The sequence below is a fragment of the Comamonas sp. A7-5 genome, assembly GCF_039581385.1.
In the GTDB taxonomy this organism is placed as follows: Bacteria; Pseudomonadota; Gammaproteobacteria; order Burkholderiales; family Burkholderiaceae_C; genus Comamonas; species Comamonas thiooxydans.
Window position 1 is genome coordinate 315,420 of the sequence record NZ_JBCPWO010000001.1, and the last position, 13,414, is coordinate 328,833.

The following is a 13,414-nucleotide window of genomic DNA, read 5'->3' on the forward strand; positions in this document are numbered from 1 at the left end:
CAGCATCAGCCGACCCTCCCCTGCCTGTAGCCAAGCACAAACGCAAAGAAGAACGAGCACACCGCAAACAGCTCAATAAACGTTTGCATTTCCATCACCAGAACCTCCCACTTACTGCCTGCACCCATTCAGGCTCAGGCGCCAGTGACGCGCAGCCAGTCACCACAACGCAAAGCGCAAGCCACAGCAACAAATCACGCATGAATCACCCCCGGCTTGTCCGATAGCCAGCTAAAGGGGCCACCGGTGTTTTCAATGCTTCTGGGAGTCGTTCGCACGCGCACAAATCGCGTGAAACCGCCGCCCGTTGGTACGAACTCAGACCGTAGGAGTTCGCCCGTCTCAGCATTGAGGTAGCCGCCTCCCGGCGCAGGTCTGAACTTGTCCCTGATCGAAGCATTGCCCTGCACATACGCAGGCCACAGAACCCAGCGACGGCAACCACGGCCAACTTCATCAAGCCCACCAACACCACTGATGCGAGCGCCATGCGGAAACTTCCCTTCTGATGTGCCTTTGCTGGCGTACTTCATGAGGTACGCAACGGGATGTGTTGCGCGTACCCGGTTCGACATGCCGTGAGTCCACATGGGAGCTTGAAATGCGCCCTTCTTCTTCCAGGCGCTATCGGGCTTCGGAGGGGTCAGGCCGTTGTCCAGCCAGACGCACACGTGGTAATGGATGACGCCGCGCTTTTGCAGCTCAGCGACCCAGACATAGCGAACCTTCTTGCAACCGGTGCGGCTGTAGTGCCACTTGCGCAGGCCATCGAGATAGCGGCTGATGTGCTCTGCTCTCCAATCGCGGTTTGTGCCGCGATACGTCAGCGTGAGCATCCAGACGCGTTGGTTTTTCTTGCCCAGGTTGTGCAGGGCTTTAGCCGAGATACCGACGCTCTTTTGCATGCGGGTAATGCGGGCCTTTTGGCGGTCAATCTCTATGCTCTCTTGAGCCAAGAAATCAACAGCCGAAAGACCTGAATTTCCACTCTTGCAAGTTGTTGATAGTGAGACAAGCCCGCGCGCTTCGCGCGCTGCCTGCGCCTCGCCCAGCAACGCGGCCATGCGTGCATGCTGGACGCGCGCATTAGCCTCAGAACGGGCCACGTAGCGCGCACGAGCAGCCGCCATGCGCGGAGACACGCCCTTGTATTCGACGTGCGCCCAGGGCTCGAATTTCGACTGATCAAAGTTGAATTGATCTTTGTCTGGAGGAAGCGCAGCAGCACGTCGAATGAGATCACGTCGATCAATCATCAGCGCACCCCCACTTCGATCAGGTACACCGCATGACGACGCAAAGCGCAGTGCGCTTGGTAGCACTGCTGGTCGTAGTCGGGCGGGAGGTTTTTACGAGCTGGCGGGAAGTCCAGCTCATGAGCGCGAGCGCGCAGATAGTCGAGGTATTGCGCCCCGTTGCTGGGGGCAAACTTGAGCCGGTCAGGCACGGGAGCAGTACGGCCAATCTCACTCATGCGACCACCGGAAAACGAGTGATGACCCAGAGAAAGGCCACAAAGCAGAAGCCAACAAATGAATTGCAGGCGACCATCCCCAGGCCCAGCAACGCAAAAGCGAGATCAAGGGCGCTCATCAGAAAGCCCTCCAGAACGCATCACGAGCGATCTGCTCAAGACGGTCTGCCTCGGCCTTCGCAGCAATAGCCACACTGCCCAAACGCTCAGACTCCGACCCTTCGCAGTCCAAAGCACGCCGGACACACACACACCAGTTGTCACGCGCGGCTTGCCAAGCTTGGTACTCAGCAGGAACAACGCGAGGGCCGTCCGTCACGAAGAAATCGGCAGCCATCAGAAGCCCTCCCCGCCGATTTCATGGTCACCGGCCCAGTACGAAACCTGGCTGTAGGTAACACCGTCATCAATGTGCAGAGTGACCGTCACGCGGTCTGCTTTTGCGCCCGGGGGCTGGTGTTCGTTCCATGCAAAAAGGAGCGCCAGAAGCGCCCCTTGAGCCATGGCCTCGCGTGCTGCGGTTTCCATGGCAGCCCCTTAGACCTGCGCAGGCTTAGGAGTGGCTTGCGGCTTGACCAGCCGAGGACGCACGGTGATATCGCCGTTGCGGGAAACCTCGATAGAGCTGGGCGCAAGGATGTAGTCGCCAGCCGGATAGACCAGCGGGTTACCTTGCTCATCCTTGTCCAGGATGATTTCTGTCTTCTCGGGGTACGGATTGAGCTTCCCGGTGCGGTCAAACGTGTGCACGTATGCCGTCTGGAAGTAGAGGTCGTATGGCTTGCCGGAGGCTTTGCCATTGCCGCGCATGTTGCGGGTATCGGTCGACGTCACCGAAATTTTGATCATTGATCGCTCCTGAACAGTGCTGGATTGCACTTGTCACCCCCGCCCGCGAGGGTGAGAAGTGAAATCAGGCAAGGACGCTTTGACGCTCAACCTGCTTACGCAGGTAAAGTGCGACGTACCGAAATACGCGCTGATGCGCGGGAGTCAAACCTTCATGAGCAAGACCACCAGCCTGATCCCAGAGACCACGATTCCCAGCAATGACAGCAAAGTCATTGACGCGATTGAAGCCACGTTCAAACGCGCTCTTGGTGAGACCGACAGCACTTACACAGCCGGAATCCGCAACGCTGATGGAATCGTTTACCGCAAGGTGATCATGGACAGCTTTGATCAGTTGCTGACCCTCTCCGACCGTCTTAGCAAGCTTCGATTCACGGAGGAATTGGACGAGGATGGCGGACTGATCGATGGCTTTGATGCGACCTATCGCCAGCCTTGAGTTGGTGCCCCAAGCACCAGTGCCGCCTGGAGCGGCCAAGCTTTCGGCAGCACCTTGAGCGGTGCTAGGGACGTTATTCGGGGAAGAGTTGTAAGACATGGCCGCTCCAAACACACATTTGAAGAAACACCCCGACATGGGGCAAACTATCAAATGTGAAAACGATATCACTTGTGATAACAATATCATAAGTGATAACAGAAGCCAACCATTTTTGTTATCAGGATCAACGCGCTATGAGTACACAAACCCTGATTGAAGAAGCGGCAACGAAAGCCGGAAGTCTGAGAAAGCTAGGCGTAATGCTGGAAATTCCTGCAGGGAACCTCACCCAGATGAAGCAAGGAAAACGGCACTGCAATGCACGAACCAGGGCCCGCCTAGCCGAGATAGCAGGGCAAGACCCAACACGGGCGATCCTCGAAGCATTCAGCGAAGACTTAGACGATCAGGACGAAATCCAAAAAGGTGCCAAACAAATGCTTCAGGCTATGCTTGACGCATTCCCCAACCGTTCGTAATTCATTCGGAGACCTTGTATGTCCATGTTGAAAGGCAAAACCGCTCTCGTGACGGGATCGACCAGCGGAATCGGCCTAGGTATCGCAATCGCTCTGGCACGCCAGGGTGCCAATATCGTGCTCAACGGCTTTGGCGATGTCGAAGCACCACGCGCCCAGGTGCTTGATGCCGGCAAAGCAGCCGGTATCGAAGTCGGCTACCACGGAGCGGACATGAGCAAGGCCGCCGACATTGAAGCCATGATGAAATACGCCGCCGCCGAATTCGGCCGCGTCGACATCCTGGTCAACAACGCCGGCATTCAGCATGTAGCCAAGGTGCAGGACTTCCCCGTGGAGAAGTGGGATGCCATCCTCGCCATCAACCTGAGCAGCGCCTTCCACACCACGCGCCTGGCCCTGCCCGCCATGCAGCAGGCCAACTGGGGCCGCATCATCAATGTGGCCTCGGTACACGGGCTGGTCGGCTCGGCCGAAAAATCGGCCTATGTCGCCGCCAAGCACGGCATCGTCGGCCTGACCAAGGTGACGGCGCTGGAAAACGCCACCACCGGCGTGACCTGCAACGCCATCTGCCCCGGCTGGGTGCTCACGCCGCTGGTACAAAAGCAGGTGGACGCGAAGGCTGCCGCCCAAGGCATCAGCAATGAAGACGCCACCAGGCAGCTGCTGGGAGAGAAGGAGCCTTCGATGCAGTTCACCACGCCCGAAGAGCTAGGCGAGCTGGCCGTCTTCTTCTGCTCGGCCGCGGCCAACAATGTGCGCGGCGTGGCATGGAATATGGACGGCGGCTGGGCCGCACAATAAAAGCCGCTCGGCTCCAGCGCATGCGTCTATCAATTAGATAGCATCTAGCGCTTGCCAGAAAATATATTCAGCATCAAATCATGATGAAAATCAAAAAGGAGCAGCGCAAGCTGCTCCTTTTTTATACACGCCGCGCGGATCCGATCACTGCATCTGAATCGAGCCACCGACGCTGACCGTCACCTCGGTGCGATCCGCCTCCACCGGCACGGGCGCGGCATCCGCATAGCTGGCCTTGGCCATGCTCATCATGCGCGGGCGAGGCATGGGATGCCCGCCGCCGCCGCTGCTGCTCACATTGACCTCGCGCAGGCTGTAGCCCGCAAAACCGAAGCTCTTGGAGATGGCCGCAGCACGCTGGCGGAAGCTCTCGATCGCCTTGGCCTGGGCTTCGCCCTCCACCTTTTCCCGTGCTTCGCGCGAGAGGCCGAAGCTCATGCTGGCCAGCGTCATGTCCTGCACCTTGGCCGCTGCCTGAGTGATGCGCACGAAGTCGCGCCCCTGCAGCACTATCTCTGCTTGGCCCTGCCAGCCTTCGATCTTGCCATTGTTGCCATAACGCGGCGAGATGGAGAAATTACCGGTGCTCAATTCCATCTGCCGACCTTGCGCATCGTTACGCAGCGTGGTCATGGCGGACTCCACGATCTTTTGCAGCTGGGACTGAACGGACGCGGCATCGCGGCCATCCTTGCTGGCCGACAGGGTTGCCGTCATCCAGTCCTGCTTGACCTCCACGGTTCCCTGAGCCGACAGCTGCACCACATTGGCAGGTCTATGCATGTCACGCGCGGCGCCCTGGGCCCATACATTGCCGCCAGCGCAGGCCGCAGCCAGCGCAAGTGCGGCAGCCGCGGCGCGAGAGGAAGAGGAAGACTTGGAAAATTGATTCATGCGGTTCACCCTTGTAAGTAAATCAGGCCATGCAGATACACATGCATTTCACCATTGCGCAAAGTCGCTGCAGCGCAGCATGTCAGCCCAGAGTGTGACTTTATGTACAAATACTCCACATTCGACACACCAACAGAACAAACACTGAAACAATAGTGCAAAATACTCTTGAAAAGTTCCTCATGAAACATTTATTGTTCCATTAATAAACGCAACAATCGTAACAAGTAGCAAGACTTGACCTTGTTTTGCTGGATTTTTTTGATCTAGCGATAACAATGGGCCAGTTACAAATAAATCGACAAGGACGATCATGGCAACGACGAACAACCGTACTGACAAGATCCTCGTGGTGGATGACGATGCACGCATCCGCGACCTGCTGCGCCGCTATCTGACGCAGGAAGGCTTCGAGATCATGATTGCCGAGGACGGCAAGGCGCTCAACCGCATCCTGCTGCGCGAGACTGTCGACCTGATCGTGCTGGATCTGATGATGCCCGGCGAGGATGGCCTGTCCATTTGCCGCCGCCTGCGCTCCGCCAACGACCGCACTCCCATCATCATGCTGACCGCCAAGGGCGAGGATGTGGACCGCATCGTGGGCCTGGAAGTGGGCGCCGACGACTATCTGGGCAAGCCCTTCAACCCCCGCGAGCTGCTGGCCCGCATCCATGCCGTGCTGCGCCGCCGCCCGCCCCAGGAAGCACCGGGCGCGCCTTCGGGCGACAACGAGGTGGTGACCTTTGGCCCCTTCACCTTCGACCTGGGCACTCGCGTGCTGCAAAAGAATGGCGAGGAGTTGCCACTCACCACCGGCGAATTCGCCATGCTCAAGGCCCTGGTGCGCCACCCGCGCCAGCCTCTGTCGCGCGAAAAGCTGGCCCTGCTGGCCCGTGGCCGCGAATTCGAGCCGTTCGACCGCAGCCTGGACGTGCAGGTTTCCCGCCTGCGCAAGCTGATCGAGGAAGACGCTGCCGCACCACGCTATATCCAGACCGTCTGGGGCGTGGGCTATGTGTTCGTACCCGATGGCATGAACTGATTCTGCCCGCCTCCATCGCAACAAGCCGCCCGCTGCGCGGCTTGTTGCGCTTGGGTACCGGTCCATAGGGCCCCTAAGTCAAGCTCTTTCAACAACCACCAGTAGATAGACACTTTTTGGACAAACCGTAACCCGCGTCGCCCATATTGGGCGTACCCTCGGGTCCAGTTATTTCCGCATTGCTGTTCATGAGCGCTTTTCACCATCCGCCGCCCGACGCCACCAGCCCCGTACCTCTGGAGTACGAGCGGCGCAGCACAGCTCGCTCTCCTGTGGGGCTGAACCTGTTCTGGCGCACTTTCTGCCTGCTGGCCCTGCTGCTGGTGGGCAGCATTCTGGCCTGGCTGCAGACACTGCGGGCACTGGATTTCGAGCCGCGCACGCTGCAAACGGCCAAGCAAGTGGCCTCTTTGGTCAACCTGAGCCGCGCTGCCCTCGAGCATTCGGACGCGATCAACCGCGTCTCCCTGATCAAGACCATGGCCGACCAGGAAGGCGTGCGCATTCTGCCCCGCGAGCCCGGCGACTCCTTCGAGCTGCTGGAGCAAAACGCCCTTGGCCAGAAGCTGACCGAGGAGCTGACCACCCGCCTGGGCTACGGCACCGTGGTGGCGCGCAGCGTCAACGGAGAGCCCGGCCTGTGGGTGGGCTTCACCATCAACGGCGACCGCAACTGGATGCTGATGGACCAGTCGCGCTTCACTCCCGCCAGCGGCCAGACCTGGCTGATCTGGCTGATCACGGCCGCCCTGCTCTCGCTCATCGGTGCGGCCGCCATCGCCCGCCTGATCAACCGGCCGCTCAAGCAACTGTCCTATGCAGCCAATCGCGTGCGGGAGGGCGACTTCGACGCCAGCCAGCTCGACGAGGAAGCCGTGACCAGCGAAATCCGCGAAGTCAATATCGGCTTCAACCGCATGGCGCAGAAGCTGGCCAAGCTGGAGCAGGACCGCGCCGTGATGCTGGCCGGCATCTCCCACGACCTGCGCACGCCGCTAGCGCGGCTGCGTCTGGAGACCGAGATGAGCGTCTATGACGATGTGGCGCGCGAGCATATGGTGGCCGACATCGTTCAACTGGATGCCACCATCGACAAGTTCCTGGATTACGCCCGCCCCGATCATCGCGTCATGCTCAGCCCCGTGGATCTGCACGCCGTGGTTGCCTCCTGCGTCTATGCCGTGCAGGACCACCGCGAACTGCAGATCACCATGAACGTGCCCGAAGACCTCTACGTCATGGCCGATGAGGTGGAGCTGGCACGCGTCATCTCCAACCTCTTTGAGAATGCACGCCGCTATGGCAAGACCCCATCGACCGATACCACCGAGGTGGATGTGGTTGCCAAGGAAAGCGAAAAATGGGTGGTCATCCGCATCCGCGACCATGGCAAGGGCGTTCCGGCCGAGCAACTGGCCAATCTGACCCAGCCCTTCTTCCGCGGCGACACGGCGCGCACGGCGGCCGCAGGCGCAGGCCTGGGTCTGTCCATCGTGGACAAGACGGTGCAGCGCATGGGCGGCATGTTTGCCCTGTCCAATTCATCGACAGGCGGCCTGGTCGCCCATCTGCAGTTGCAGCGCGCCATGGGTGTGACGGCCGGTGCGGCGCCCGAACAGCGCCTGCAGCGCCCCCAGGTCAAGCGCAACCTGCCGCGCGACAAGAAAGACGATGAGGTCGGGCAAGACTGAATCTGCCCACCTCATTGCACAATCGGCATCGCCTTTCAACCATCTGCCGGAGAGCTCACCATGCAAGCCCGATGCCTGTGCAAAGCCGTTCTCGTCACCGCGCCCGAAACCCACGAAGTTCACGTCTGCCACTGCAGCATGTGCCGGCGCTGGGGAGAAGGCCCAGCCTTCACCCTGCATGGCGGCACGGCGGTGCAGACCTGCGGCCCCGTCACGCGCTATGCCTCCTCGCCGTGGGCCGAGCGTGTCTTCTGCAGCAGCTGCGGCACCCACCTCTTCTACCGCCTGCTGGCAAGCAACGAGCATTTTCTGTCGGCCGGGATGTTTCAGGATGTCCAGGGACTGACACTGGCACAGCAGATCTATATCGACGAGAAGCCCGACTATTACGCGCTGGCCAATGACACCCCGACCCTGACCGGGGCCGAGGTGCAGGCACTCTACAGCGATTCGTGACCGGTTTTCGCAGCGGCCATTGCGCCGAACGTGGCTAGGCGGTCCGTACCAGCAAGGCCACGGCACGAGCCTCCATGGCCTGCTGCTGACCCACTGGCCCCAGCTTCTCGGCCGTCTTGGCCTTGACGTTGACCTGCTCCACATCCAGCCCCAGCACCTGGGCAATGCGCTCGCGCATCTTCTCGATATGGGGCGCCAGCTTGGGCGCCTGGGCCACGATGGTGCTGTCGATATTGCCGATCTCGAAGCCCTTGGCGCGCACGCGTCTGGCCGCTTCGGCCAGCAGCACGGCGGAGTCCGCCCCCTTGAACTGCGCGTCGGTATCCGAAAAATGGCGACCGATATCGCCCAGCGCCGCGGCGCCGAACAAGGCATCGGTGATGGCATGCAGCAGCACGTCGGCATCCGAATGACCGAGCAAGCCCAAGCTGTGAGGCACTTCGACACCGCCGAGAATCAGCTTGCGCCCGGGAACCAGGGCATGGACATCCCAGCCCTCACCAATACGAAAATTCATGAAAATCCTTGTCAAACCCTTGCTCACAAAGCGCAAGAAGCTATCAAATTAAATACTATCTGCGCAGACCTGGGTCGGGCACGGCATTCTGCCGAGGGCAATGTCCACTGTGCGCTCTGGTGTGCGTCAAGCCCTGTCATGGCGAATCCGTCTAGCCACGCGCCTTGCGCTGCAGCAGCACGGCCTCGGCCAGTGCGAAGTCGTCGGGGTAGGTCACCTTGAAGTTCTGCGCACCGCCCGGCACCAGTCTCGGTGAGTGACCGGCCAGTTCCATGGCGCTGGCTTCGTCGGTCACGGCAGCGCCCGCCGCCTGCAGCGCCGCCTGCAAGGCAGCGATGCGGAACATCTGCGGCGTCTGAGCCAGCCATTTGTCGCTGCGCTCCACCGTCTGCGCCACACGCGCCGGGCCTGCACCAGCGGCCTGCTGCTTGAGCGTGTCGGGCAGCTTCAGCGCCAGCAGCCCGCCCACGGCATCGGGCAGGCAGGCATCGATCAAGGCATTGACCTGCGCCGATGCGACCAGACAGCGCGCCGCATCATGCACCAGCACCCAGTCCTCGGCGCTGGCTCCCATGCGCAGCAACTCCTGCAGGCCGTTGCTCACGGTCTCGGCACGGGTGGCTCCGCCACAGGCAGCAATGCCGAGCCGGGCGTCCGTGGCGCGCTCCTGCCAGAAGCCATCGGAAGCAGAGACCACCAGCAGCACACGGTGGATGCGCTGCACCGCCAACATGGCGTCCAGCGTGTGCATGACCATGGGCTGGCCGGCAACTATCTGATATTGCTTGGGCAGCTCGGGGGCCGGGGAGTCTGCGGCAATGGCGCGCAGACCGACGCCCGCGCAGGGAATCAGCCCCCAGCAGCGGGGCGCAGATGCAGGCGATGAAGCCGCCGCAGCGTTTGCCTTATCGTCCGTCATGGACTCAGGCGAGAAAAACCGATCTGTCATGCACAGTATTTTAAAATCACCATTTCGTCCGAAAGCCCGTGAGATCCATCGACGACCTGCTTTCGGCTTGCATCGCCTTGAGGTGTCCCCATTTTGAGTGAATGCGCCGCCAACCATCAGCTACGCGCTGATTGGGCTGTGAGCCCTGCCTTTGATGGCCGGACTCGCCCGCTTTCAATCTGTCCCCGTTTTTTTGCATCCAGCCCGCGCCTGCGCGCCGCTGCCTGCGTTCGTCTGTGAAAAACCATGCAACTGCCTAAGCTCACCCCCGGTAAACGCTTTCACCTGCCCCGTCCAGTTGGCAGCGCCGACGCGCTGCTGCTGGCCAGGCTAGGCGAGCGCGAAAAGCAAGACGGCCGGGTCACTGCCATCGTCACGGCCGATGCCGCCGACGCCCACCGTCTCATGGAAGAGATGGCCTTCTTCGCCCCCGAGCTGCGCTGTGCATTGTTTCCCGACTGGGAAACCCTGCCCTACGACAGCTTCTCGCCGCACCAGGATCTGATCAGCGAGCGCCTGGCCACACTGTGGCGCATCAACCAGCGCGACAAGCAGCATGGCGCCGATGTGGTCATCGTGCCCGCCACCACGGCCCTCTATCGCCTGGCCCCGCCCTCGTTTCTGGCGGGCTATACCTTTGAATTCAAGCAGGGCCAGAAGCTGGACGAGGCCAAGCTCAAGGCCCAGCTCACGCTGGCGGGCTACCAGCATGTGTCCCAGGTGGTCAGCCATGGCGAATACGCGGTGCGCGGCGGCCTGATCGATCTGTTCCCCATGGGCTCGCTCCAGCCCTACCGCGTGGATCTGTTCGACGACGAGATCGACTCCATCCGCACCTTCGACCCCGACACGCAACGCAGCCTCTACCCCGTACCCGAAGTGCGCCTGCTGCCAGGCCGCGAATTCCCTATGGACGAAGAGGCGCGCGCCAAGTTCCGCAGCCGCTGGCGCGAGCTGCTAGAAGGCGACCCCACGCGCAGCCGCATCTACAAAGACATGGGTGCCGGCATTGCCACGGCCGGCATCGAGTACTACCTGCCGCTGTTCTTTGACGAGACGGCCACGGTCTTCGACTATCTGGGCGATGAGGCCACCGTGGTGCTGCATGGGGATCTGGAGCCGGCCTTCCAGCGCTTCTGGCAGGATACCAAGGACCGCTACCGCCTGGTGCAGGGCGACCCCGACCACCCGGCGCTGCCGCCCGAGACGCTGTTTCTCAGCGCCGACCAGTTCTATACCCGCAGCAAGGAGCATGCCCAGCTGGCCTTGCGCCCGGGCACCGAAGATGTGGCCGACAGCGCCATCTTCCAGAAGCTCGAAGACCTTTCCGTGCTGCGCGGAGCCGATGACCCGCTGGCCAAGCTGCAAAAACATATAGCATCCAGCGCAAGCCGGGTCTTGCTTCTGGCCGAATCCGATGGCAGGCGCGAGAGCCTGCTCGACTTTTTCCGTGCCTCGGGTGTCAACCCGCCCGTGTTCGATTCGCTGGCCGAGTTCCAGGCCGATGCCACGGAAAAGGTCGGCATCGCCACCTCCAGCCTGATGACGGGCTTTGCCTGGGTCGAGGAAGGCCTGGACTTCGTCACCGAAACCGAGCTGTTCGCCAGCAGCCCCACAGGCCGCCGTCGCCGCCGCCAGGAGCAGGTCAGCGATGTGGAGGCCCTGATCAAGGACCTGTCCGAGCTCAAGGTGGGCGACCCCATCGTTCATGCCGACCACGGCATAGGCCGCTATCGCGGGCTGATCAATATGGACATGGGCCAGAAGAACCCGGACGGCACGCCCGCGCTGCAGGAATTTCTGCATCTGGAATATGCGGCCGATGCCGTGCTCTATGTACCCGTCAGCCAGCTGCACCTGATCAGCCGCTACACCGGCGTCTCGCCCGACGACGCGCCGCTGCACAAGCTGGGCGGCACGCAATGGGAAAAAGCCAAGCGCAAGGCCGCCGAACAGGTGCGCGACTCGGCCGCCGAGCTGCTCAATATCTACGCCCGCCGCGCCGCGCGCCAGGGCCATGCCTTCCGCTTCCCCACGGCCGACTACGAGCAGTTTGTGGCCGACTTCGGCTTCGAGGAAACGGCCGACCAGCGCGCCGCCATCCACGCCGTGGTGCAGGACATGATCAGCCCCCAGCCCATGGACCGTCTGGTCTGTGGCGATGTGGGCTTCGGCAAGACCGAGGTCGCGCTGCGTGCGGCCTTTGTGGCGGCCATGGGCGGCAAGCAGGTCGCCTTCCTCGCCCCCACCACGCTTCTGGCCGAGCAGCATTACCAGACTCTGGTGGACCGCTTCTCCAAATGGCCGATCAAGGTGGCCGAGGTGTCGCGCTTCCGCTCGGGCAAGGAGATCACGGCGGCCATCAAGGGCATCTCGGACGGTACGGTGGATATCGTGGTCGGCACGCACAAGCTGCTGTCCGAATCCACGCAGTTCAAGAACCTGGGCCTGCTCATCATCGACGAGGAACACCGCTTTGGCGTGCGCCACAAGGAGGCCATGAAGGCCATGCGTGCCGAGGTCGATGTGCTGACACTGACGGCCACCCCGATTCCGCGCACCATGGGCATGGCGCTGGAGGGGCTGCGCGATCTGTCGGTGATTGCCACGGCGCCGCAGCGGCGCCTGGCCATCAAGACCTTTGTGCGCAACGAGGGCACGGGCGTGATTCGCGAAGCCGTGCTGCGCGAGCTCAAGCGGGGCGGACAGATCTACTTCCTGCACAACGAGGTCGAGACCATAGAGAACCGCAAGCAAAAGCTGGAGGAAATCCTGCCCGAGGCCCGCATCGCCGTGGCCCACGGCCAGATGCCCGAGCGCGAGCTGGAGCGTGTGATGCGCGATTTCGTGGCCCAGCGCTACAACATATTGCTGTGCTCGACCATCATCGAGACCGGCATCGACGTGCCATCGGCCAACACCATTCTCATCAGCCGCGCCGACAAGTTCGGTCTGGCCCAGCTGCACCAGCTGCGTGGCCGCGTGGGACGCAGCCACCATCAGGCCTATGCCTATCTGATGGTGCCGGACCTGGACGGCCTGACCAAACAGGCCCAGCAGCGACTGGAGGCCATCCAGCAGATGGAGGAGCTGGGTTCTGGCTTCTATCTGGCCATGCACGACCTGGAAATCCGTGGCGCCGGCGAGGTGCTGGGCGAAAACCAGAGCGGCAATATGATGGAAGTGGGCTTTCAGCTCTATAACGAGATGCTGTCCGAAGCCGTGCGCAGCCTCAAGGCCGGCAAGGAGCCCGACCTGCTCTCGCCGCTATCGGCCTCCACCGACATCAATCTGCATGCCCCGGCCCTGCTGCCCAACGACTACTGCGGCGACGTGCATCTGCGCCTGTCGTTCTACAAGAAGCTGGCCACGGCCAAGACGGCCGATCAGATCGATACCCTGCTCGAGGAGATCGTGGATCGTTTCGGCAAGCTGCCACCCCAGGCGCAGACCCTGATCGACGTGCACCGCCTGCGCGTGCTGAGCCAGCCCTATGGCGTGGTCAAGGTCGATGCCGCTCCTGGCGTGATCAACATCAGCTTCAAGCCCCAGCCGCCGATCGATCCCATGAACATCATTCACCTGATCCAGAAGAACAAGCACATCAAGCTGGCGGGCAACGAAAAGCTGCGCATCGAAAAAGAACTGGAGAACCCCAAGGACCGTGCCCAGATGGTGCGCGATGTGCTGCGCAGCCTGGGTCAGCCGCTCAAGAACGAAACTGCCGTTCATGCCTGACAGGGCTGCTGACAAAGCCAGCAGGGCTATT

General features: G+C 61.5%; 15 protein-coding genes. 7 read left to right on the plus strand and 8 right to left on the minus strand.

Annotated elements, in window-relative coordinates:
* Positions 1-194: 194 nt before the first annotated feature.
* The 5 genes from AAIL67_RS01400 to AAIL67_RS01420 all read right to left on the minus strand — a co-directional run bounded on the left by AAIL67_RS01400 (position 195) and on the right by AAIL67_RS01420 (position 2,323).
* Positions 195-1,256: a hypothetical protein gene (locus AAIL67_RS01400; RefSeq protein WP_343483204.1), complete on the minus strand. Its 1,062-nt coding sequence runs from the start codon at positions 1,254-1,256 to the stop codon at positions 195-197.
* Positions 1,256-1,474, minus strand: coding sequence for a hypothetical protein (locus tag AAIL67_RS01405; protein ID WP_343483205.1), 219 nt, complete (start codon positions 1,472-1,474; stop codon positions 1,256-1,258). The genes AAIL67_RS01400 and AAIL67_RS01405 overlap by 1 nt, the downstream gene beginning before the upstream one ends.
* Positions 1,471-1,593, minus strand: coding sequence for a hypothetical protein (locus AAIL67_RS01410; RefSeq protein ID WP_343483206.1), 123 nt, complete (start codon positions 1,591-1,593; stop codon positions 1,471-1,473). The genes AAIL67_RS01405 and AAIL67_RS01410 overlap by 4 nt, the downstream gene beginning before the upstream one ends.
* A 217-nt stretch (positions 1,594-1,810) precedes the next feature.
* A complete protein-coding gene (locus AAIL67_RS01415; protein WP_343483207.1) occupies positions 1,811-2,002 on the minus strand; it encodes a hypothetical protein in 192 nt (63 codons plus the stop codon).
* Positions 2,003-2,011: 9 nt separating this feature from the next.
* Positions 2,012-2,323 (minus strand): single-stranded DNA-binding protein, encoded by a 312-nt coding sequence (locus AAIL67_RS01420; RefSeq protein WP_343483208.1) that lies wholly within the window; start codon positions 2,321-2,323, stop codon positions 2,012-2,014.
* A gap of 154 nt (positions 2,324-2,477) precedes the next feature.
* Between AAIL67_RS01420 and AAIL67_RS01425 the strand changes: the two genes are divergently transcribed.
* The 3 genes from AAIL67_RS01425 to AAIL67_RS01435 all read left to right on the plus strand — a co-directional run bounded on the left by AAIL67_RS01425 (position 2,478) and on the right by AAIL67_RS01435 (position 4,093).
* Positions 2,478-2,765 (plus strand): hypothetical protein, encoded by a 288-nt coding sequence (locus AAIL67_RS01425; RefSeq protein WP_343483209.1) that lies wholly within the window; start codon positions 2,478-2,480, stop codon positions 2,763-2,765.
* Positions 2,766-3,001: 236 nt separating this feature from the next.
* On the plus strand, positions 3,002-3,286 hold the full coding sequence (locus AAIL67_RS01430; protein WP_343483210.1) for a hypothetical protein: 285 nt from the start codon (positions 3,002-3,004) through the stop codon (positions 3,284-3,286).
* A gap of 24 nt (positions 3,287-3,310) precedes the next feature.
* Complete coding sequence (locus AAIL67_RS01435; protein ID WP_039048727.1) at positions 3,311-4,093, plus strand: 3-hydroxybutyrate dehydrogenase; 783 nt, start codon at positions 3,311-3,313, stop codon at positions 4,091-4,093.
* Positions 4,094-4,237: 144 nt separating this feature from the next.
* Here the strand turns inward: AAIL67_RS01435 and AAIL67_RS01440 are convergent, their stop codons facing one another.
* On the minus strand, positions 4,238-4,987 hold the full coding sequence (locus AAIL67_RS01440; protein WP_034351922.1) for an SIMPL domain-containing protein: 750 nt from the start codon (positions 4,985-4,987) through the stop codon (positions 4,238-4,240).
* 313 nt (positions 4,988-5,300) lie between these two features.
* Between AAIL67_RS01440 and ompR the strand changes: the two genes are divergently transcribed.
* The 3 genes from ompR to AAIL67_RS01455 all read left to right on the plus strand — a co-directional run bounded on the left by ompR (position 5,301) and on the right by AAIL67_RS01455 (position 8,179).
* Complete coding sequence (ompR, locus tag AAIL67_RS01445; protein WP_003055820.1) at positions 5,301-6,032, plus strand: two-component system response regulator OmpR; 732 nt, start codon at positions 5,301-5,303, stop codon at positions 6,030-6,032.
* Positions 6,033-6,220: 188 nt separating this feature from the next.
* Positions 6,221-7,723, plus strand: a complete 1,503-nt coding sequence (locus tag AAIL67_RS01450; RefSeq protein ID WP_034369665.1) for a sensor histidine kinase — start codon at positions 6,221-6,223, stop codon at positions 7,721-7,723.
* A gap of 60 nt (positions 7,724-7,783) precedes the next feature.
* Positions 7,784-8,179, plus strand: coding sequence for a GFA family protein (locus AAIL67_RS01455; protein WP_343483213.1), 396 nt, complete (start codon positions 7,784-7,786; stop codon positions 8,177-8,179).
* A gap of 34 nt (positions 8,180-8,213) precedes the next feature.
* Here AAIL67_RS01455 and ispF read toward each other — a convergent pair whose 3' ends face one another.
* Together ispF and ispD are read right to left on the minus strand one after the other, a co-directional pair.
* Positions 8,214-8,696, minus strand: a complete 483-nt coding sequence (gene ispF, locus AAIL67_RS01460; RefSeq protein WP_034377511.1) for a 2-C-methyl-D-erythritol 2,4-cyclodiphosphate synthase — start codon at positions 8,694-8,696, stop codon at positions 8,214-8,216.
* Positions 8,697-8,847: 151 nt separating this feature from the next.
* Entirely contained in the window at positions 8,848-9,615 is a 768-nt protein-coding gene (gene ispD, locus AAIL67_RS01465; RefSeq protein ID WP_343483358.1) for a 2-C-methyl-D-erythritol 4-phosphate cytidylyltransferase, read from the minus strand.
* 276 nt (positions 9,616-9,891) lie between these two features.
* Here ispD and mfd point away from each other — a divergent pair, with 276 nt between their 5' ends.
* The gene (gene mfd / locus AAIL67_RS01470) at positions 9,892-13,383 is read left to right on the plus strand and encodes a transcription-repair coupling factor (protein ID WP_034351917.1); all 3,492 of its coding nucleotides are present in this window, start codon (positions 9,892-9,894) and stop codon (positions 13,381-13,383) included.
* Positions 13,384-13,414: the final 31 nt, after the last annotated feature.

Excerpts from the sequence above, each read along its gene's own strand:
- AAIL67_RS01400 (WP_343483204.1), bottom strand. The coding sequence starts at position 1,256 with ATGATTGATCGACGTGATCTCATTCGACGTGCTGCTGCGCTTCCTCCA.
- AAIL67_RS01405 (WP_343483205.1), bottom strand. The coding sequence starts at position 1,474 with ATGAGTGAGATTGGCCGTACTGCTCCCGTGCCTGACCGGCTCAAGTTT.
- AAIL67_RS01410 (WP_343483206.1), bottom strand. The coding sequence starts at position 1,593 with ATGAGCGCCCTTGATCTCGCTTTTGCGTTGCTGGGCCTGGGGATGGTC.
- AAIL67_RS01415 (WP_343483207.1), bottom strand. The coding sequence starts at position 2,002 with ATGGAAACCGCAGCACGCGAGGCCATGGCTCAAGGGGCGCTTCTGGCG.
- AAIL67_RS01420 (WP_343483208.1), bottom strand. The coding sequence starts at position 2,323 with ATGATCAAAATTTCGGTGACGTCGACCGATACCCGCAACATGCGCGGC.
- AAIL67_RS01425 (WP_343483209.1), top strand. The coding sequence starts at position 2,478 with ATGAGCAAGACCACCAGCCTGATCCCAGAGACCACGATTCCCAGCAAT.
- AAIL67_RS01430 (WP_343483210.1), top strand. The coding sequence starts at position 3,002 with ATGAGTACACAAACCCTGATTGAAGAAGCGGCAACGAAAGCCGGAAGT.
- AAIL67_RS01435 (WP_039048727.1), top strand. The coding sequence starts at position 3,311 with ATGTTGAAAGGCAAAACCGCTCTCGTGACGGGATCGACCAGCGGAATC.
- AAIL67_RS01440 (WP_034351922.1), bottom strand. The coding sequence starts at position 4,987 with ATGAATCAATTTTCCAAGTCTTCCTCTTCCTCTCGCGCCGCGGCTGCC.
- ompR (WP_003055820.1), top strand. The coding sequence starts at position 5,301 with ATGGCAACGACGAACAACCGTACTGACAAGATCCTCGTGGTGGATGAC.
- AAIL67_RS01450 (WP_034369665.1), top strand. The coding sequence starts at position 6,221 with ATGAGCGCTTTTCACCATCCGCCGCCCGACGCCACCAGCCCCGTACCT.
- AAIL67_RS01455 (WP_343483213.1), top strand. The coding sequence starts at position 7,784 with ATGCAAGCCCGATGCCTGTGCAAAGCCGTTCTCGTCACCGCGCCCGAA.
- ispF (WP_034377511.1), bottom strand. The coding sequence starts at position 8,696 with ATGAATTTTCGTATTGGTGAGGGCTGGGATGTCCATGCCCTGGTTCCC.
- ispD (WP_343483358.1), bottom strand. The coding sequence starts at position 9,615 with ATGACGGACGATAAGGCAAACGCTGCGGCGGCTTCATCGCCTGCATCT.
- mfd (WP_034351917.1), top strand. The coding sequence starts at position 9,892 with ATGCAACTGCCTAAGCTCACCCCCGGTAAACGCTTTCACCTGCCCCGT.